Consider the following 20,754-nt stretch of genomic DNA (forward strand, 5'->3'; position numbering starts at 1 on the left):
CATCCAAGTACCGCCACAACAAACCACCCGATCGATCCCAAGATAATCAGACACGTTCGCTTTGCTGATCCCACCCGTTGGCATCAGGGTCACGTTGACATAGGGGGCAAGTAACGATTTGACCATCGCTATGCCGCCAGAGGCTTCTGCAGGGAAGAATTTCATCATGGTTAAACCGAGCTCTAAGCCTTGCTCGATTTGACTTGGACTGTTAACGCCCGGCACCATCGGAATGCCGATTTGTTGGCAGTACTTCACCGTGTTTGGGTTCAGCCCTGGTGCCACAATAAACTCTGCGCCAGCCGCTTTGGCTTTGTCGACTTGTTCGGCGTTCAACACCGTCCCAGCACCAATGCACATGTCAGGATATGCCTCACGCATCAAACGAATCGCTTCTGCCGCAGCTTCTGTTCTGAAGGTGACTTCTGCAACAGGAAGGCCGTTTTCAACTAACGCTTTGGCAAGCGGTACTGCCTGTGCGGCATCATCAAGTTGAATCACGGGAATGACTTTGAATTCGTTGAGTTTAGCGACTAAATCTTGTGACATGTTAGGCTCCTGTAAGGTGAAAAGGTTCGGTATGGGCGATGGGAACAATCGCTCCCGGAAATTGAATCACGACACCCGCGAGTGCATGCCCAAGTTCTGCGCATTCAGTGGGGGACTGTTGAGTGAGATACCCCGCGAGAAAACCCGCAGCAAAGGAGTCTCCTGCCGCGCAAGTGTCGACTACGTTTGTCACATGCGTTGCTGACACTTCAACATGTTTGGCATCGGTTTGTAGATCGGAAATGACCACGCAAGGTTCGCTGCCTCGCTTAATAACAAGCTGCTCGCAACCAAAGGATTTACACCGTTCAACGATCTTGGTGTCACCCCAAACCAGCATGTCATCATCTTCAGTAATTAACGCGACATCGGTATGGCGCAATATATCGCGATACCATTGTCTCGCTCGTGTTGCTGACCAAAGTTGCGGGCGAAAATTGTTATCAAAGAAAACGGTTTTGTTTTGTATCTTTAGCCGCTTAACGCACAACAATAAACGGGCTTTGGCTTCGTCAGATAGAATCGCAAGGCTGATCCCGCTTAGGTAGAGCGCATCAATGTCTTGGTTTTCTATGGCATGTTCAAGCGGCGAAATCGCGTCGAAATAATGTGTCGCTGCGCTGTCAGTGCGCCAGTAATGGAACGAACGCTCGCCGTGTTCATCGGTTTCGACGAGGTACAGCCCCGGATTTTTGTTGGGGACACGAGAGACAAGATCGGTATGAATGCCTTCACTGTGCCATGCAGTGAGCAGATCATCGCTAAGAGCCTCCTCCCCAAGCCCCGTCGCATAGTGGATATTGATAGGGTGATGGGACAACAATCGAGCAAGATACAATGCCGTATTGAGTGTGTCGCCGCCGAAGGTTTTGTTCAGGGGCTTGCCGCTTAATTCGACCATGCATTCGCCAAAAAAGGCAATGTTCAATGTGCTCATCTTGCTAGACTCCGATCCCATCTGCTTATTGATTCTTGCGGATTACACGCGATCAGCGCGATAGCAAGTCACGTCGACTTCTACTTTCACATCAACAACAAGGTCGCACACCATGCAGATACGTGCTGGTGGGTGTTCGCCAAAGAACTCTCTGAAGACTTTGTTGAATGATTGGAAATAACGCGAGTCCGTTAGCACCACTTTTACATGCACGACGTCGGCAAGGGTGTAGCCAGCTTCTTCCATGATATCGACACAGTTTTGGATAGCGAGACGAGACTGATCGACAATGCCCCCTTCAACCACTTCGCCGTCTGTCATCGGTGTTTGGCCTGACACATAAAGGAAACCGCCCGCTTCTGTTGCTCGTGCGAACGGAAGGTGTTGTCCACCTGTGCCTGTGCCACCTTCGACACCGTAACGTTTAATAGTCATGTTTGTTTCTCCAGATAGTTTGGTTATTAGGCTATGGGGCGTTTATTGCGCGGTTATTGAGTGTCTATTTAATACTGCGAGCCAGAAAGCGCCCAGATCGGCTCAATACGCCCTGTTTTTCGGTATAGGCAATATTGCCATTAACGATGACCGCCACGATTCCTTTTGCCGCAGCGATGGGATGGTCGTAGCTAGCCACGTCGGAAATCTCGTTTTTATCAAAGAGCACCAAGTCAGCGAAATTCCCTGTTTTAATTTCACCGCGCCCCGCTAATTGAAAGCGTGCTGCAGACAGCCCTGTCATCTTGTGAATCGCGGTTTCAAGCGAGAAAATGTTGCGTTCTCGGCTGTAGTAGCCCAACACGCGAGGGAAAGCACCCCATAAACGCGGATGTGGATGCGGGTCGTTGGGCAAGCCATCAGAGCCAATCATGGTGAGCTTATATTTCAGGACACGCTCAACATCGGCTTCATCCATACAGTGGTATACCGCGCCTGCGGGTTGCAGTGCTTGGGCGGCGTCCATCAATGGCAGATCCATATCTTGAGCGACTTGTTTGAGCAGTTTGCCCGCATGTTCGGGCAAGGAATCACTCCACGTGATGAAAATATCGATATCATCGGTGACTTGTTTTAAGTCGAGCGTGGAAGAGCTAGCCGAGTAGGGATAGCAATCGCAGGCAATGTCTTGGTGTGCTGATGCATTGTCCATTTTCTTCAGTACATCATGGGTGCGGCCCCAGTTACCTGCTCCCGCACATTTTAGGTGTGAGATGATCACTGGCACTTTGGCTTTTTGGCCGACGCGAAAGGCTTCATCCATCGCATCTAAAATACCTTCGAACTCGGTACGCATATGGGTGGTATAGATGCCGCCAAACTCGGAGAGCTCCATAGCGAGTTGCTGCACTTCTTCTTCTGGTGAAGATTTTGCGCTGGCATAGGCGAGTCCGCTGCTCAGACCAAGAGCACCTTGTTCCAATGCTTCGCGCAGTGATTGGCGCATTTGGGCAATTTGTTCACTGGTTGCGGCGGTAAATAGGTTGTCCATGACGTTGTTACGTAGGGTCGTGTGTCCCACGAGCGCAGCCACATTGACAGCAGGCTCGGCGTTAGTCACGGCTTTGGCATAGGATGCAAACGTCGGATATTGAAAGTCTGTTTGTTTACCCAATAGGTTCATTGGGTCAGGCGGCGCTGCGGTGAGCGTGGCAGGGGAGGCACTAATGCCACAGTTTCCCACTATCGTGGTGGTGATGCCTTGGCTGATTTTCGGTAAGCATTCTGGTAGCCGGATAACGTTAGTATCGTCATGGGTGTGTACATCGATAAAGCCGGGTGCGAGCACTTTGCTTTGCGCATCAATGTCGGTCGGAGCTTGCACGCGAGAAAGGTCGCCGATAAAGGCGATCTTGTCGTTTTCAATGCCCACATCCGCTGAGTATGCTGGCGCATTCGTTCCATCAATAATGGTTGCGTGACGAATGATGATATCAAGCTGCATCTTGGTTTCTGTTCCTTTCTAAATACGCGCTAATCACCTAGCGGCTGTCTATCTACGCCTCCGCGATGAGCATCTAGCGCGAGTTTTAGTCGGCGAAGACGGTCTCTTGAGCGGCGTTTGTGGCTCACGGCCAATTCCATGGCAAGAACATCAATTAACGCAAGCATGGCGTAACGTGAAGCAGATGGTTTATAAATAAAATCAGTTTCTTGTGTCACGATAGGGAAAACCAAATCGCTGATATTCGCAAGCGGTGAACCCTCGGCAGTGATGGCAATAATCTTCACGCCGTATTGCTTCGCTAACTCGGCAGTCTCGACAATGGTCGGCGTGAAGCCAGTGGTCGACATCATCACTAACACATCATTTTTATCGGCAGTCGAGGCGACCATTCTGACTAACAAGCCATCGTTATACGCGACCACGGGGTAGCCTAATCGGAAAATACGGTGCTGGAATTCTTGTGCGCCCATCGTAGAGCCGCCGCCCATGCCAATAGAAATAATTTGTCGTGCACCGTGTAACCATTCAACAGCAAGCTTAACGTCTTCTTCTTTAAGAATTTTTCGATTGATATCCATGGTGTGTTTAATGGACTCATAAACCCCTTGAACACCTGTCGTGTCGATAGGGTCATCGATAAAACGCGAACCAACAGCCAGTGATTGTGCCAGTTTGATTTTTAAATCGCGGACGTTCTTACATCCCACGGCTTTAGCAAATCGAGTGATTGTGGCTTCACTGACTCCTGCGCTGTTTGCCAGTTGTGTAATGCTGGCATTCGCTGCCATCGATAAGTCATCCATAATGAGCGTGGCAACTTTCTTTTCGGCATCTCTTAACGCGTTAAAACGCTCTGAAATACAAGAAATAATATCGATTTCAATGGCCATAACGTTCACCTGTTCGTTGAGTAAATACTAGATTTACTGCAAAAATAAAAAAGTGAGAAAGCGCACATTTGGCGCTGTAATGTTTGATAGTTTCTAACATGGGAAATACTGTAACGCACAATGAAGCCAGTTTCCACAGGCTTGTAGGTCATGTTTGGAGAATTTGATATGGACGATAAAAAGCAAACTTGTGATAGTAATTTTCAGGCTGCGGACGCGGAGACCTTTCCTTTTGGTACAAAAGGTGTGCCTATTGGACGCCAAAAGCAAGGGCGTTATTCGCTAAAAGACGAGCAGGTGAGCTTGCCTTGCGCCGTTGTCAGACAAAATGCGATTGAAAATAACCTGCAATGGATGCAGTCGTTTGCCCATCATCACCATGTCAAACTCTGCCCTCATGGCAAAACCACCATGTCCCCTGATTTGTTCAAACAACAACTTGAAGAAGGAGCCTGGGGACTGACCGTGGCTTCACCAGCACAAGCCGAAGTTGCTGTAATGGCGGGGGCGACAAACATCATTATTGCAAACCAAGTGGTCGGCAATGTGAACATGCAGATGGTCGCTGATCTTATCAAGCAATATGGCGTGGTGGTGTACGCCTGTGTAGATAGTTTGAGCAATGTGCATTCCTGGCAGGCCATTGCTGAACAAGAACAGGTGACGGTCCCACTGTTTATTGAGTTAGGTGTGCAGGGTGGACGATGTGGCTGTCGACATGCAGAGGATGTTCATGCGATCGCCGAGGCAATTCAAGCCTCGCCCCATCTTTCTTTGAGAGGGATTGAAGTTTATGAAGGTGTCATCAATGGTGAGCATGCAGAGCAAGATATTCGTCAATTCTTGCAGCTGGCGATTTCATTACTTGAAGCACTGAAGTCCAAATATGCGTTGAAAGAAGCTATCGTTTCCGGTGCAGGCTCTGCGTGGTATGACGTGGTTGCTGAAGAGTTCAACGCGCTAAATGGGATAACGGGTGTAATTCGCCCTGGCTGCTATGCGATTCATGACACGGGTATTTATGAGAGTGCGCAAAATCAGGTTCAAGCGCGTGCGAGTGCGAGCCAAGGTGTTGCTTGCGATATTAGCGGCGATCTTGTGTCGTCGTTAGAGGTATGGGCGCACGTGGTTTCTGTGCCCGAAGACGGTAAGGTGATTGTTGGTATTGGTAAGCGAGATGTCGCCTTTGATGCGGGCTTACCGACGATTGAACGCTTGATTCGTGAAGGGGTAGACCAGCCGTTACCTGTAATGACTGCCACCAAAGTGATGGATCAACACATGTTCGTGGAAGCGCCTAATGGTGGATTGAACGTGGGGGATATTGTGGTGATGTCTACGTCTCATCCTTGCCTAACGTTCGATAAATGGCGCTTTATCGGTGTTGTTGATGAGCAAGATTGCGTGGTTAATTGGATGCCTACGTGCTTTTAGTCGACAGCGATGTTGATTAGTGCATCACCTTAGCTAAAACCACCTCATTCGTTACAATATCTATCAAGCTGGCATCGCCGGCTTTTTTTGTGTTCGCGGTGAGCAAGTTCAAATTCCCTTCAAAAAAAACGACCGAATAATTAGGTTACTTTCTGCCAAATTTTGTATTCAGTACGGGTAACTCGCTGTTTTTCATCACTGGCGGGAATGTTATTTTCAAACATGATTTTTCAACATCACTTTTCCCGAAATTAATTAATTTGTAATTTAATCAATGTTTTATGTTTTTAATTAGTCAAATATGTTTGAAAGTATCACGCATTACTGGTTTTGTGAGCTCCGTCGTATTTGCTGGCAACGTAAATTGCTATGGTGAAAAAATCAACTGTAAGGCCATTGTAAATACATGGTTAATCTCTTTGAGGGGAGAGCAGTCAGAAGGAAGGACTGAAGGTTTATGACATTACCCAACAACATCATTACGACAACGAAGAATCGGCTTAATAAAGCCAATCAGATGTGTGTCGCTATCTTAACCACGCTGCTGATATTGGACGTATGGGTTGGTGTATTAGATCGCTATGTTCTAAAGCTTCAACTGGTGTGGGTAGAGGAAATGGCGCGTTATCTAATGATATGGGCCATCTTAATGGCCGTGCCTTGTTGCACTGCGGGTCGCGAGCATATGGGGCTCGAATTTGTCACCGCGCGTTTCCCTGACATGGTTCAGAAAGTCATTAAGCTTTGTGTTGGCGCGTTAACGTGCGCTTTCTTCTTCTACATTGCCTATCTCGGCTATGCCTTTACGGAAAAAGGTATGCATCAACTTTCCACTGTCTTTGCTATGCCAATGTCCTATGCCTATGCCGTGATCCCAGTAACCTTTGCTTTAGCGGGTATTCAAGCATTTCTTGTATGGCTTGAGGACTGGTACGCACTCAAATTACATCTGTCCGATGGTTCCGACCACTTGCAAGGAAATCGCTCATGATTGGTTTATTGTTCGCCGGGCTAATGTTGCTGGGAGCGCCTATCGCAGTTGCGCTGGGTGTCGCGGGGCTTGTCGGTATGCATGAAATTGGTGGAGCTCACTTTGCCTCACTGGCACCGAGTAAAATTTTTAACGGGCTAAATATTTTCCCATTCCTAGCGATGCCATTTTTCATTCTTGCGGGTGAAATTATGAATCACACTGGCATTACGAATCGTTTGGTGAACCTTTCAGAGGCTTTGGTGGGGCACTTCCGGGGCGGGCTCGCTCATTCAAACATGGTGGCATCGGTGTTCTTTTCCGGCATTACGGGATCGGCGACGGCTGACGCCGCAGCATTTGGTCGCACATTAGTGCCTGCAATGGTTAAACAAGGTTATAGCAAAGATTACGCCTGTGCAGTGACCGCTGCCGGCTCGATCATTGGCCCGACTATTCCACCTTCGGGTTTGATGGTGGTTTATGGTTCGCTCATGGGTGTCTCGATAGGCGGTTTATTTGCCACGGGTATTCTGCCGGGCTTGTTGGTGTGTTTTGTTTGTATGGCCATCATTGGGGCGATGGGTAAGCGAAAAAATCTGCCTAAAATCAATAAGCAAGCATCACTCGCTGTCGTGCTCGATCACTTTAAGAACTCTCTGTTGGCATTGCTGATGCCGATTATTATTCTCGGCGGCATCGTATTCGGCATTGTTACGCCAACGGAAGCGGCGTCCATTGCTGTCGCTTATGCGTTGATTGTTGGTACTTTTATTTACCGCAACCTTACGTTCAAAGCGCTGTACCAAATGATCATTCGTACATCGCAAATATCCGCGGTGATTTACCTCATCATTGGGTCAGCATCCATTCTCGGCTGGTGGCTGAGCTTCAATCAAATCCCACAGATGATCGCAGACATGTTCATTTCACTGTCTGACAATCCTGATGTGATTCTCGCCTTGATTATTGTTCTTTTACTGACAGTAGGAATGATCATGGATATCAATGTGATGCTGGTAATTTTGGCACCCATTTTGATTCCGCTTACAGCAGAAATTGGCATGGATCCACTCCATGCGGGCATCGTATTTATTCTGGCGTTGAATATCTCCCTGATGACCCCACCGATTGGCGCCTGTCTGTTCGTTCTTTCGTCCGTCACTGGCGCCAAAATAGAAGGGATATCTAAAGAGTTGATGCCGTTTCTCATCGGCCAATTGGTGCTTCTTTTCGGCATTGCTTTTCTACCCGATATTGTCTTGTTTATCCCAAGATGGCTTGGGTACTAAGACATGTTGGCTATGCAACACAGAAATATAAGCGCACTGCGCATGAACCAAAACACATAAGTAGACATTGAGTAACGGAAATACCTGATAGATGACAATCAAATTTCATAGTCACGGAGTCAATATGAAAACACTAACTAAAACACTTGTTGCTACTGCACTAGCTGCCAGTCTAGTCACCGCTCCTTTCGCAATGGCAACCAAGGTGTTACGCATTGGTCACGATAACAAAGCAGATATGATGGAAAACCCTGCTCATGCGTTCACGGGTGTATTTAAGAACATTGTCGAAACAGCGACGAATGGGGAGATTACCGTACAGGTTTTCCCGAGCAATCAATTGGGTAATGCCAAAGAACATATCCAAATGGTACGAGATGGCCAACTTCAGGGCACGCTGTCTCCGGTCGGCCCTTTAGCGGGTTATTACCCTCGTATTGGTGTGCTTGATGTGCCTTTTGCCTTCGACAACAACGCATCGACCTATGAAGTGTTGGACGGCAAATTTGGTCAAACGCTAGCGGGTGATATTGAAGCGGAAATGAAAGACGTGAAAGTGCTAGGTTTCCCGGATACAGGCGGTTTCTTTTCAGTGACAAACTCTAAGCGTCCAATTAAAGAACTGGAAGATTTTAAAGGCCTGCGCATTCGCACAATGACATTGCCAACACACCAAAAAATCATTCAGTCTCTGGGGGCGGAAGCCTATCCCTTGTCTTGGGGCGAGGTGTATTCATCGCTACAAACTGGCGTGATCGATGGTCAGATGAACCCAGTGCCAACCGTATCATTTGCGAAGTTTAATGAAGTGCAACAATACCTAACGCTAACCAACCACTTGTTTGCCCCGTACACTTTCATGGTCAACAAAGACTTTTACGACAGCTTGACTGACAATGAGAAGAAGATTGTTGCAGACGCTGTTGAGATCGCCCTAAGTGCTAACCGCGGTCTATCTCGCTTAATAGAAGCTTCTGATGATCGTGGTATTGCTGGTTTGAGCAAGAAAATGAAAATTAATGCACTGACGGACGAACAGCGTCAATCCATGCGTGAAGCAACTCAGCCAGCCGTAAAAGCCTACATCAAAGAAACACACGGCGCGAAGGGCGAAGAGTTACTTAACTTGTTCCTTGTGGAAGTAGATAAAGCGAACCAATCGACTTATTTGCAGTAATTGCAGTAAGGCGCATACGCTCCCGTTGATTGACCAATCGTACATTTGATTTGGTTTGAATTGACAGATGCAAAGCCCCAATTGGTGTTGGGGCTTTTTGCTATTTAACAGGGAAGATGCGAGAGACTCTTCCATCGTTTTAATTGAATATGAACGCGAAAAAGTGCCGAGAAAACTTGCAATCTACAAGTCATTGAAGCGATCGATTGCGCGACACTTACCCACAGAAACTGTGCATAAAATGAGCGGTCCGTGCCTGCGCGAATCAATGGGTTATGTCATCAGCGTTTCATTTCGTTCTCCTTATGTACTCATTATCCGACTTAGCAATGACTTAACCCTGCGACACGCTTTTAGCTTTCATTATTTTTGCGCAGAAAAGGCGAGATCGGTTTGTTTCTTGCTGCGTCTATCATTATTCTGTCGCCCTACGTGAAAGTCATGGCGGCAAATAACGTTCAATTGTTGTGCATACGAGCTTCAATGGCTCACATAACGTATGTAGAACAGGGTTTACCTATTATTTTGATAGGTAAAAACGACTATCACTTTTCTTCTTAGTGTTTATAGTTTTATCACTAAAAAAATGAATGACTTGCTCTGAGGGTTTTGGGGCAAGTGGGATAGCATTATGGTCAAACCAGAAAATAATTGTATCGTCATCTTTGGGGCGTCGGGTGATTTGACCCATCGCAAGTTGATTCCCGCTTTTTATCATCTTTTTGCCAATGGACTGTTGTCAGAAAAGTTTGCCATTATCGGGGTGAGTCGCACGCAATTTACGGATGCGGAATTCCAAGCAAAACTCAAAGATTCGCTGACAGCCAATGAAAAAGTCGACCAGCAAATGCTGACAGATTTCCTTCAACGCGTGCATTATCAGGCAATCGACACATCTAACGTTGAAGATTATGCGAAGCTAAAAACGCGATTAGAAGACATTGAGCAAGTTTATGAAACGGGTGGCAACACCACGTTCTATTTGGCAACTCCGCCAAGTCTATACAGTGTGATCCCAACAAGCCTTGCGGCGCATGGCTTGAACACGGAAAACAATGGCTGGAAACGCCTGATTGTTGAAAAGCCTTTCGGTTACGACCTTGCTACTGCTGAAGAACTCGACAAGAGTCTTCACAAATCCTTCAAAGAACACCAAATCTACCGTATTGACCACTACCTTGGTAAAGAAACCGTTCAAAACCTCCTGGTTTTCCGTTTTGCTAACGGTATGTTCGAACCACTTTGGAACCGTAACTTCATCGATTACGTTGAAATCACTGCGGCAGAATTCCTCGGCGTAGAAGAGCGTGGTGGATATTACGATGGCGCGGGCGCAGTGCGTGACATGTTCCAAAACCACTTGCTGCAAGTTTTGGCGATGGTGGGTATGGAACCGCCAGCGGTTATTAACGCAGATTCTATGCGTAACGAAGTGGTGAAAGTGCTAAATAGCCTTCAACCACTGACCGAAGAAAAGTTGCAGAAGAATCTCGTACTGGGACAATACACCGAGTCGGATGTGCGCGGCGCTCACCTGAAAGGCTATCGCCAAGAAAATGGTGTTGCGGATGATTCGCGCACAGAAACGTATGTTGGTTTGAAAATGTTTATCGACAACTGGCGTTGGAACGGCGTGCCGTTCTATGTGCGCACAGGTAAGCGTTTGCCAACTCGCGTGACAGAAGTGGTGATTCACTTCCAGAAAACGCCGCACCCAGTGTTTGGCGCGAATGCCCCAGAGAACAAGTTGATCATTCGTATTCAACCTGACGAAGGCATTCAAATGAGCTTTGGTTTGAAAGAACCAGGCGCAGGCTTTAAAGCCAAAGAAGTTTCGATGGATTTCCATTACGACACGCTTGAAGAAACGCAAATGCTAACGGCTTACGAGCGCTTGTTGCTCGATTCAATGAAAGGCGATGCCACATTGTTTGCCCGTACAGATGCAGTAAGAGCATGTTGGGAATTCGTACAACCCATTTTGGAATACAAGGAAAACCCGGAGCACCTATACGGCTACGCCGCAGGTACATGGGGGCCGAAAGAAGCCGACGAACTGCTTGATGAAGAAGATCGTTCATGGCGCTTCCCTTGTAAGAACCTAGCAAGCACGGATTATTGCGAACTATGAGTAATATGAATTACCGCGTGTTTGACGACAGCCAACAGGTCGTTGAAGCGTTAGCAAATAGCCTGCTGGAATACAGCGAAATGGCTCGCCCTGTGCACATTTCTCTGTCTGGCGGCAGCACGCCATCACAGCTTTTCAGCTACTTGGCGAACTCTGATTACGCGACTCGTATTCAGTGGCAAAACCTGCACTTCTGGTGGGGCGACGAACGATGCGTCGCGCCAGAAGATGAGCRAAGCAACTACGGCCAAGCCAAAGGCCTATTGTTTGACCTCATTCAAATCCCAGCCGAAAACATTCACCGTATTCGTGGTGAAGATTTTGCAGCAGCCGAAGTGATCCGCTTTACGGAAGAAATGCTAGAAACCATTCCGAATGCAGAAGGCGCAGTGGACCAAGAAGGCGTGCCTGCTTTTGATTGGATCATGCTGGGCATGGGCACAGACGGGCACACCGCCTCGTTGTTCCCGGGAAAAACAGATTACAAAACCACAGAAATCGCGACCATTGCATCACACCCAGAGAGCCATCAGCTCCGTGTGTCGAAAACCGCGCATCTGTTAGAAAACGCAAAACGCATCACCTACTTGGTATTGGGCGCAAGCAAAGCATCGGTATTGAAAGAAATTGCCGACAACGCGCCAGCGGCAGAGGCTTACCCTGCAGCGCAGGTTCGCTCAACAGCGGGCACCACCGAGTGGTATTTAGATTCAGACGCAGCGAAAGAGCTGGCCTAAGGAGAAATGGATAAATGAAAGCTGATATTGCCGTAATCGGATTAGCCGTAATGGGTCAAAACCTGATCCTAAACATGAACGACCACGGCTTCAAAGTCGTTGCCTTTAACCGTACTGTCGCGAAAGTGGACGAGTTCCTTGAAGGCCCAGCGAAAGGCACCAACATTGTAGGTGCCACTTCACTAGAAGACATGGTGAGCAAGCTAGAAACGCCACGTAAAGTGATGTTGATGGTTCGCGCAGGCGACGTGGTTGATCAGTTCATCAACGCCCTAGTGCCGCTTCTAGACGAAGGCGACATCATCATTGATGGTGGTAACACCAACTACCCTGACACCAACCGCCGCGTGGCAGAACTACGCGAAAAAGGCATCCACTTTGTGGGTACTGGCGTGTCTGGTGGTGAAGAAGGCGCACGTTTCGGGCCTTCAATCATGCCTGGCGGCAGCCCAGAAGCATGGCCGTTCGTGAAGCCAATCTTCCAAGCGATTGCAGCGAAAACTGACGACGGCGAAGCATGTTGTGATTGGGTTGGTCGTGAAGGCGCAGGCCACTTCGTGAAAATGGTTCACAACGGTATTGAATACGGCGACATGCAGCTGATCAGCGAAGCCTACCACTTCATGAAAGAAGGCCTAGGTATGTCGCATGATGAAATGCAAGCGACCTTCGCAGCGTGGAACAAAACCGAGCTAGACAGCTACTTGGTTGAGATCACCGCAGACATCCTTGGTTACCGCGACGAAGACGGTGAGCCATTGGTTGAGAAAATCATGGATGCAGCGGGCCAAAAAGGCACTGGCAAATGGACAGGCATCAACGCGCTTGACCTGGGCATTCCATTGACCCTGATCACCGAGTCAGTATTCGCACGCGTATTGTCTTCACTGAAAGACCAACGTGTTGAAGCAGCGGCGCTGTTCGACAACCCAATTCAGCCGGTTGAAGGCGACAAGTCAGAGTGGCTAGATGCCCTACGCCAAGCGTTGCTTGCATCAAAAATCATCTCTTACGCGCAAGGCTTCATGCTGATCCGCGAAGCGTCTGAAGCGAACAACTGGGAACTGAACTACGGCAACGTGGCGCTCATGTGGCGTGGCGGTTGTATCATCCGTAGCGCATTCCTTGGCAACATCCGTGATGCGTTTGAAGCAAACCCAGAACTGCCATTCCTTGGCACAGATGCGTACTTCAAAGATATCCTACAAGGCAGCCTGCCAGCATGGCGTAAAGTGGTGGCTAAGTCGTTCGAAAGCGGCCTACCAATGCCATGTATGTCGTCTGCACTGACCTTCCTGAACGGTTACACCACCGCTCGCCTTCCAGCGAACATGATTCAGGCACAACGTGACTACTTCGGCGCGCACACTTACGAGCGCACTGACAAAGCACGTGGCGAGTTCTTCCACACGAACTGGACTGGTACAGGCGGCAACATCTCGTCTACCACCTACGACGTGTAAGCACCGCGTGCAAATCGCCTTTTAAGCAAGGCGAAAATTGAAAAGGGCAGGATGACAATCCTGCCCTTTTTTGTGCGTGAGATTTACAGATGAAAGTTGAACGAAAGTCACACAATTACTTGCAATCCCTAAGCCATTGAAGCCATCGATTACGTGGGAGTTATGCACAGAAATTGGGGATAAGGTTGGGGGATATATTTTTTGAGGAGCGCGTTTGGGAGAAGTCTAAATGGCAATGAGTGCTTTGACTATTTAAGTTGCCTGTCCTAAATAAAACCAAAAAACAAAACTCTCCCAAAACAAAGAGTTAGTCCTCTTGATTGTTGTTGTCTGTTTCGCTGGATGTTAAACGCTGGAAAGGTATCCGGTGTCCAAATTATGAGGCACACAAAATGTCATTGATTGCCTATAGTCAACGTGGATGTGCGGAGATGAGTAGAAACATCGTCATAGTTTGACGCAAGTCCTTACTGTGTTACCCCGTTCCCCCCTCCGTCATGTAGAAGCCTGAACAGGCTATCCAGATGGATTCCCTATTCATAGCAAATGTCTAATCTTTACTGTTTATTTAATCTGTATTTAGGATTAGATGGGCAAGCTAGCCTCTCTCATCTTTTCCGTAATTCCTTTGTTTTCGCCGCATCGATTTCTCCCTTAACCTGCCGGCGAATGTCTGCGAGACGTTGTGTCACTGTGGCAGCTTAAAAAGTACTGTGAATGCAAAGGATTGACGCAGTTTTTACGGGGCTGGTAAGCGCCCGTTATTGCGAAGTTAGGCCTTTTGATAGGAAGATTAACAATGCGTACTTTCGCTGAAAAACCAAAGGCAAATCAGCAGGCAACGTCCCCAACGACGGCGTTAGCTGCTCGGCCACACTTTGGTCGCAGTCACGAGGCTAATTCTTTCCTTCACTTCCCGCGGACGATTGGTTATCAACCAGTACAGCAGTTTCTCCAACGCAATACTGAGAACAACATATTGTCTGGTAAAAACTCACCTCACTTTGGGCATGATTTTAGCGGTACTCCTATTTTTCCTACTGCAGCAAGAGAGAGACAGTCAAAATTGGCAATCAAAATGCAGAGGGATGAGCATGAGCAGGAAACCGATGAAGTTGCAATATTAGCCATCAATATGCCGGATGTTTCTGCAAACAATTCCCTGCAGCGAAGCCACCTATTTCCTCGGGAAAAAGAACAAGAGGATATGCGACAAACCAAACGTTTTGCTGCTCCTATAACACCATTCGTGCAGCGCGATGTGGGGAGAAATATTGACGAAGATAAAGAAGAGCCTCATCGCGATAAATCAACAGATTCGTTGGATGGTAGCGTTGAGGTCGGGGAAGGTGTTGAACCCCTGAGTAAAAGAGGTAGCAACCCATTGCTGAATTCAGTGCGTTCCTTCATGGAACCACGGCTTGGAGCTGACTTTAGCCGATGGGGGCGTGGCAATGCCACTGCTCCTGTGGGAGGTGAATTTGAGCGGGACGCTGATGCATTGGCTGAACGTGTTCTTGGTGAGCCGATTTCATATGCCGGCCCCATTGTTGAGCCCCCGCTCGTCACCACCCCTGCTATTTGGGCGGATAAAGGATCTGGAACCCCCCTTAGTGATCATGATAACCGTTTCTTCTCGACTCGCCTTGGTATACCCCTTGATCATGTTCGGATTCACACTGATGAGTCTGCGGATCGCACCGCTCATGCGCTCAACGCATATGCTTTTACCGTCGGTCACCATATTGGCTTTGCATCAGGAGAGTATGCACCAGCAACAAGTCGTGGACTTAGGTTGTTGGCCCACGAGTTGTCCCATGCGGTGTTGCATGAGAATACAGGGCGGATTCACATGGCCGCTCGCTATTCGAGTTCTGAAAGAACAGAAATGAGCAGCGGTACCGTGACGGGCGGTACGCTGGATACAACGGTTGCTAGCGAACGTGGATTTGTGCCCGGAGATATCGTGTTCAGGATGGGCAGTGCCAGCCTGGGCGCAATTATTAACGAGCCCGTGACTCATGGCGGTATCTACATCGGCAACGGTTTAATTCACGATATGGTAGGGTTCGGTAATCGCAATGTGCGGCTAACCGATTTCTATCTTGAGGCGGATGATCCTAGCGTTATTCGCATCATACGTTTCTCAGGACCAAATGCCACACTGATCATCAGCCGCTTATTAGCCAATATCAACTCGCGCAATTTTCGCCTGCCGACCGATGCAAAACCATGGAATCTGTTCAGTTCAGCCACCGACTACAAAACCGCTACGTGCCTCGAATATTCACATGCGCAATTCCTTCATGCCATCAACGAACTGAGTGCTGACACCCGGGTGCCTGCTGCAACTCGCCGGAACCTCCGAACGGAGTATTTCGCAAGCGGTGCGAGTTCTGCAAAGGATCTGATTTCACCTCAGTCCATATCCCAGTCCGGCACTCCCCAAGCACCGCCGGGTCTTGTTGTTCGAGGCTTGATTGGCGCGGCTGACTATCTGGCGGAGGATGTGGACTCCAGCGTGTTTGAGAATCGTTGGGAGGGCACCACAACGACCAAGAACTTCGGTACCTCGTGGTTTCCTAATCACATTATGACTGCCACCTTGCAGGCTTTTACCTACCAGTCTTTTGTAGACAGCCGGCGTTATTTCACCAATGTTGCAGTGCCCGCGCTTTCCTCAAGTACATCGGGCAGCCAGCTATTGATCGATGCTCATGCTGCGACTTCAGACAGCGATATTCGTAGTTTTGTCAGCAGTCATACTTCAACAGAGCTAGGGTCACTCCCGGTCGCCGAAAAAGTAAGAATGATCTCGAGGTTGCTGGAAGGTTGGATTGCCGATGCGGATGTCGTTGCTATCGAGACCATTTGTCGGAGCGTTAGTGATAGTTCGGAGATGGTAACCATTGATGCTCGTATCCAGCCGAAGCTTAGGTCAATGAAATCGTTAGGGCAGCGGATACGCGTGAGAATTGCTATTAGCCGCAGGCCGTAAGGAAATGACTTCAATCCAGGCGAACTAACGGGACACACACCTTTAAAATGGCAGAAAACCACATCATTTGTCTTTCTACCAGTGTGCCCAAATAACACCTCTCCCCTAGGTTTTAGGCAGGAAAGTAAGTATAGCGGGGACAGGCATTCAAAAATGCCCACAACCTTGCCATACTCAAAGTGATAGAATAGTATCACTTTGAGTATGTCTTTGAGATAACACAGATGAAAGTAGAACTGGTAACGTCGTTGAAACGCCAAGCGACCAAAATATTGTCTGATCTGCACGAAAGCAAAGAGCCAGTGCTCATCACTGAGCACGGTAAACCATCTGCCTATCTCGTGGATGTTGAAGATTACGAGTTCATGCAGAATCGCCTTGCGCTACTGGAAGGTATCGCACGTGGCGAAAGAGCCGTTACTGAAGGAAAAGTAACCGCACATTCGGAAGCCAAGAATAAAATGTCAAAATGGCTCAAGTAGTCTGGACTGATTCAGCGCTTTCCGATCTTAACGATATTGCTGAATACATCGCGCTCGACAACCTTCCTGCTGCAAAACTAGTTGTTCAGTCAGTCTTTGACAAAGTAGAACGGCTAGAAACTTTCCCTGAATCGGGTCGAGTCCCCCCTGAACTGCCACATTTGAATTATCGCGAAGTGGTCGTCAGCCCCTGCCGAGTATTCTATAAACAAGAAGCTGATACTGTATTTATCTTGTATGTCATGCGCGAAGAGCGTGAACTGCGGAAGTTTCTTTTAAGTAAGTAATGCGGGCTCAGACCTTGAGCAATGCTTTCAACCTCTGTTTTCTGTGGCTATGACACTCCCCTCTTAAACTGACCCCGATATTCTCTCGGGGTCAGTTGCTTGTACTGCTTAAATTGGCGATTAAAATTCGATAGGTTTCTGTACCCAACGCTTTCAGCGATTAACCCGATGGGCTTGGTCGTCATTTGCAATTCACTGCACGCATGCCCTAGACGAAGCTTTTTCAAATACGATGAAAAGCTCTCACCAAAGTGATCGGTAAAGAGGCGTTGAATACTGCTATCGCTGGCGTGAAAGGCCCTGCCGAGATCGGCGAGAGTGATGGGTTTTGCCATATTACGTGCTAAGTAATCACAGATTTTCTCTATCTTGGCGCGTTCTGCATCATCGATTTTGGTTTGACCCAACGCGGTCGGCAGCAGCGTTTTACTTTGGCTGTCTTGCGCCAATACCGAAAGCACTTGAAGAAAAGTCGCTAACTGGTCGATTGGGCTGGTGTTGGGGCAATTATCTAAAAGCTGAAAGACGTCTTCTGCCGTTCGTTCCGAGAATTCAATGCAGAGCTTGGAGCGCTCAAGCAATGGGGTGAGGTTTCTCAGTTCCTCACAGCTAGCCATCAACTGTTTAATCCACGATTCGCGAAACCAAACCACGTGGGTTTCACATTGTTGTCCTTCAATATCTTTTGATGTCACGGCGTGGGGCAGGTTGGGCCCTATCAGCATAAGATGGTTGTGACCGACGGAAGATTCATGGTGCGATACCGCAGCCGTTCCCACAAAATTCCGATGCAGAGCCAGTTCGTACTCTTCATGGCAATGCCAGAGTGTGGGTTTTTGTTCTTGCTCAATTTTTCTATAGCGCCATGAAAAGCCTTTGCGTCTTGGTGGCTTTTCTAATGCGGTTTTCTTTTGTCTCACGGTTTTCACTCGGCCTTATTGCTGCATGCCGATTTTAGCAGTCTTTCACATCCGAAAAACTAAGTTGCGGCAAAAGTATTAGTACCTGCCTTCATCGTACCAATCTGCCTTTTTTACCTCGCTATATTGTTGTCATTCCCACGAAAACGAGATGAAGATTATGGTTAAGAATATCCTTGAACTGATTGAAAATAATAAACAATATTGGCTGTTAGATTTGACGGGCATTTATGGGAAAGAGTATGGGCTGGGTTGGCGAAGTGTCGGTTTTAACAACGACTGTGAATTGAAAAGTGCGTTGCACCAACAAGAAAAACAAGACGCGTATAGTCAAAATCAACGCATCCGATTCGACGAGAGCTAATCACACCAATGGGGATAGTTCGGAGTATCAGTTCTTTAATAGCGACCCGATGGGCGAGTTGACTGGCGCGATGCTAGGTGTTGTACCTTTTGCGTTGGGGCGCGACACCTAGCAAATTACCGTGACGGTCACGTGATAACGCTCGCCTTATCAATCAACCGCTGCGATACATTCCACTTCCACTTTTGCCCCCAGTGCTAACCCATTGGCGCCGATGGCACTTCGCGCTGGGTATCGTTCAGAAAAATACGTTTTGTAGATGCCGTTGAACGTCTGCCATTCGGACATGTCTGCGAGTAAGACGGTACATTTCACTAGATCGCTCATGGCATAGCCGTTAGCGCTGAGCGACGTTTTGATGTTTTCCATCGTCTGCTTTGATTCCGCTTCTATTCCGCCCGGCGCTAAGGTGAGTGTGCCGGGTAAAATGCCGATCTGACCGGACAGGTAGAGGGTTTTATCCACTCTGACAGCCTCGGAAAAAGGAAGATGCGTAGGAAGAACGGTACCGGAGTTCAGAAACTCGATACCTTTACTCTGTTTTGCAAATATAGGTTGAACAATGAGAATGCTAAAACTGACGGTGAGAAAGATGAAGATGTTTCGCATGTTGGTTTCCTTACATTTGACTATCGATGCGCGTCGCGGATTAAGCGGGTAAAAACCGACGCCAGAATGACAGCTACCGCTCAGGGCAATGGATGAGGTAGCTAGGAATGAGACGAAATGAGGGCGGGTTTGGATGCAAGACAAAAGGAATTGATAGACAATCAACGTAAGGCAGCCCTCGCCCAACGCGGCTGCCCTTAACACCCTATCCGCTTTTTATTGCTCCATCACAAAGGCTTCTCAGCAGGGAACCAAGTGAATGCCTTCAAGGGTGCCAATACCTTGATCTCAGCTTTCTTCTCCCAAAAAAAGAGGCTGATATAAACCGTGACGGGCATGATACTAATAGGTCTTTTTTTAACAGCATAGAGCTAGTCAACGTACTCGGTATTATTTCAGTTTTCGTGCTAAATAATTAAGGTTCTTATTGAAGCCGATAAATATAGGCCTAAACCAAATATTGCATGAGCGATTAAACTTCTAATACGCGCTACATTGGGCTGTGGCATTTTTGCTGCAGCAAAACCGAACCCAAAGCTAGGTTGCATAATCATGTAAGGAAAGATAACGGTCGATAAACCGAAAATAATCGAAGGAGTAATGGTGGGGTCAATCAACCAAGTATTACCATTCAATAGGATCATTATTGCTGTGAAAATTATACCTGTAGCATAATGCGCTAGCCAGCCGACAGTTGATTCCATCGTGATAGGCTCAGTAAGTAGTATGTTTTTGTGTAGTAAAATACCTTTTGGCATATGTAAAATCCAGCGACCAACTAGGGCATAGTTTAGGGAGGTGATCCCGAAAAAGCGTTTTTGAAATAACGCGTATAAATCCATGATTAGTGTCGCGCCAAAGCCGATAGTTATAGAGATAATAATAAAATTTGAGGATGATAGTTCTTCAGTCATGATGTTGAGTTTCCAACTCCTATTTATATGGCCTATCAATATAAGCAAGATTTATTAGACTTGTTGCCCGATGTGGCTTTGACTATAATGCCACTTAAAGTTAACTTGAGGTCAATGGCTAAAGTGAAAAAAAACACATTGGATATTGGTGAGGTTGCTAAGCTCTCCGGCTTGCCGGCATCTACTTTGAGATTCTATGAAGAAAAAGGTTTAATTGAATCCGTCGGTCGTCATGGATTGCGCAGAATATTTGATGCTAATGTGCTAGATTTACTTTCTTTGATTTCATTAGGTCGATTGGCTGGTTTTTCATTAGATGAAATTAATAATATGTTTATCAATGGTAGTTATTCAAAAATAAATAGACAATTACTGTCATCAAAAGCAGATCAGTTAGATGAAACGATAACCCGCCTCGCTGCAATTCGTGATGGACTTCGACATACAATAAGTTGTCCAGCGCCCAATCACTTTGAATGTCCGAAGTTTAAAAAAATGTTGCGTATTGCGAATAAGCAAGTTCGAAGGTCAGCGAAGGGGTAGTTTATTTTTAACCATGATGTGTTTTTATATAAGCCAATAACATGGCTAACACATGTGAGCCTTTCCGCTGCCAACTGGCAATAGCATTTATTTTGGCTTAGTCAGTGGTACTTTC

General features: G+C 47.5%; 20 protein-coding genes. 12 read left to right on the plus strand and 8 right to left on the minus strand.

The annotated features are described in order from the left end of the window. The 5 genes from L4D06_RS23350 to L4D06_RS23370 all read right to left on the minus strand — a co-directional run. Positions 1–549, minus strand: a 549-nt coding sequence (locus L4D06_RS23350) for a bifunctional 4-hydroxy-2-oxoglutarate aldolase/2-dehydro-3-deoxy-phosphogluconate aldolase (RefSeq protein WP_429741738.1), incomplete at its 3' end; no start/stop codon positions are given. A gap of 1 nt (position 550) precedes the next feature. Then, on the minus strand, positions 551–1,486 hold the full coding sequence (locus L4D06_RS23355) for a sugar kinase (protein ID WP_429741740.1): 936 nt from the start codon (positions 1,484–1,486) through the stop codon (positions 551–553). Positions 1,487–1,528: 42 nt separating this feature from the next. Further along, positions 1,529–1,921 (minus strand): RidA family protein, encoded by a 393-nt coding sequence (locus tag L4D06_RS23360; protein ID WP_274166244.1) that lies wholly within the window; start codon positions 1,919–1,921, stop codon positions 1,529–1,531. Positions 1,922–1,985: 64 nt separating this feature from the next. Beyond that, positions 1,986–3,425, minus strand: coding sequence for an N-acyl-D-amino-acid deacylase family protein (locus L4D06_RS23365; RefSeq protein WP_429741742.1), 1,440 nt, complete (start codon positions 3,423–3,425; stop codon positions 1,986–1,988). 29 nt (positions 3,426–3,454) lie between these two features. Next, the gene (locus tag L4D06_RS23370) at positions 3,455–4,318 is read right to left on the minus strand and encodes a MurR/RpiR family transcriptional regulator (protein WP_429741744.1); all 864 of its coding nucleotides are present in this window, start codon (positions 4,316–4,318) and stop codon (positions 3,455–3,457) included. 168 nt (positions 4,319–4,486) lie between these two features. On the opposite strand from L4D06_RS23370, the gene L4D06_RS23375 reads away from it, so the two are divergent. From L4D06_RS23375 to L4D06_RS23420, 10 genes are all read left to right on the plus strand, one after another. Next, positions 4,487–5,752, plus strand: coding sequence for an alanine racemase (locus tag L4D06_RS23375; protein ID WP_429741746.1), 1,266 nt, complete (start codon positions 4,487–4,489; stop codon positions 5,750–5,752). Between the two features lie 457 nt (positions 5,753–6,209). After that, positions 6,210–6,743 carry a TRAP transporter small permease gene (locus tag L4D06_RS23380; protein ID WP_429741748.1) on the plus strand — a complete coding sequence of 178 codons (534 nt, stop codon included), beginning with the start codon at positions 6,210–6,212 and terminating at the stop codon, positions 6,741–6,743. Next, positions 6,740–8,014: a TRAP transporter large permease gene (locus L4D06_RS23385; protein ID WP_274166249.1), complete on the plus strand. Its 1,275-nt coding sequence runs from the start codon at positions 6,740–6,742 to the stop codon at positions 8,012–8,014. The genes L4D06_RS23380 and L4D06_RS23385 overlap by 4 nt, the downstream gene beginning before the upstream one ends. A 124-nt stretch (positions 8,015–8,138) precedes the next feature. Then, positions 8,139–9,191 (plus strand): TRAP transporter substrate-binding protein, encoded by a 1,053-nt coding sequence (locus L4D06_RS23390; protein WP_274166250.1) that lies wholly within the window; start codon positions 8,139–8,141, stop codon positions 9,189–9,191. Positions 9,192–9,822: 631 nt separating this feature from the next. Continuing rightward, on the plus strand, positions 9,823–11,322 hold the full coding sequence (gene zwf / locus L4D06_RS23395; RefSeq protein WP_429741751.1) for a glucose-6-phosphate dehydrogenase: 1,500 nt from the start codon (positions 9,823–9,825) through the stop codon (positions 11,320–11,322). Next, positions 11,319–12,059, plus strand: a complete 741-nt coding sequence (gene pgl, locus L4D06_RS23400; protein ID WP_429741753.1) for a 6-phosphogluconolactonase — start codon at positions 11,319–11,321, stop codon at positions 12,057–12,059. Before zwf ends, pgl begins: the two co-directional genes overlap by 4 nt. A gap of 14 nt (positions 12,060–12,073) precedes the next feature. Then, a complete protein-coding gene (gene gnd, locus L4D06_RS23405; RefSeq protein ID WP_274166254.1) occupies positions 12,074–13,522 on the plus strand; it encodes a decarboxylating NADP(+)-dependent phosphogluconate dehydrogenase in 1,449 nt (482 codons plus the stop codon). 799 nt (positions 13,523–14,321) lie between these two features. Beyond that, a complete protein-coding gene (locus L4D06_RS23410; protein ID WP_429741755.1) occupies positions 14,322–16,520 on the plus strand; it encodes an eCIS core domain-containing protein in 2,199 nt (732 codons plus the stop codon). A 224-nt stretch (positions 16,521–16,744) separates the two neighbouring features. After that, the gene (locus L4D06_RS23415) at positions 16,745–17,002 is read left to right on the plus strand and encodes a type II toxin-antitoxin system Phd/YefM family antitoxin (RefSeq protein WP_017014828.1); all 258 of its coding nucleotides are present in this window, start codon (positions 16,745–16,747) and stop codon (positions 17,000–17,002) included. After that, entirely contained in the window at positions 16,990–17,289 is a 300-nt protein-coding gene (locus L4D06_RS23420) for a type II toxin-antitoxin system RelE/ParE family toxin (protein WP_017010630.1), read from the plus strand. The genes L4D06_RS23415 and L4D06_RS23420 overlap by 13 nt, the downstream gene beginning before the upstream one ends. Before the next feature lie 47 nt (positions 17,290–17,336). Here the strand turns inward: L4D06_RS23420 and L4D06_RS23425 are convergent, their stop codons facing one another. After that, positions 17,337–18,209 (minus strand): helix-turn-helix transcriptional regulator, encoded by an 873-nt coding sequence (locus tag L4D06_RS23425; RefSeq protein ID WP_429741758.1) that lies wholly within the window; start codon positions 18,207–18,209, stop codon positions 17,337–17,339. A 160-nt stretch (positions 18,210–18,369) separates the two neighbouring features. Between L4D06_RS23425 and L4D06_RS23430 the strand changes: the two genes are divergently transcribed. Next, positions 18,370–18,573, plus strand: coding sequence for a hypothetical protein (locus L4D06_RS23430; protein WP_429741760.1), 204 nt, complete (start codon positions 18,370–18,372; stop codon positions 18,571–18,573). 150 nt (positions 18,574–18,723) lie between these two features. On the opposite strand, the gene L4D06_RS23435 is transcribed toward L4D06_RS23430, so the two are convergent. Further along, entirely contained in the window at positions 18,724–19,182 is a 459-nt protein-coding gene (locus tag L4D06_RS23435; RefSeq protein ID WP_429741762.1) for a RidA family protein, read from the minus strand. 407 nt (positions 19,183–19,589) lie between these two features. Further along, entirely contained in the window at positions 19,590–20,096 is a 507-nt protein-coding gene (locus L4D06_RS23440; RefSeq protein ID WP_429741764.1) for a DUF2938 domain-containing protein, read from the minus strand. 114 nt (positions 20,097–20,210) lie between these two features. On the opposite strand from L4D06_RS23440, the gene L4D06_RS23445 reads away from it, so the two are divergent. Then, positions 20,211–20,639, plus strand: coding sequence for a helix-turn-helix domain-containing protein (locus L4D06_RS23445; RefSeq protein WP_429741766.1), 429 nt, complete (start codon positions 20,211–20,213; stop codon positions 20,637–20,639). Positions 20,640–20,754: the final 115 nt, after the last annotated feature.

It is taken from the genome of Enterovibrio makurazakiensis, from assembly GCF_050336585.1.
Lineage (GTDB): Bacteria > Pseudomonadota > Gammaproteobacteria > Enterobacterales > Vibrionaceae > Enterovibrio > Enterovibrio gelatinilyticus.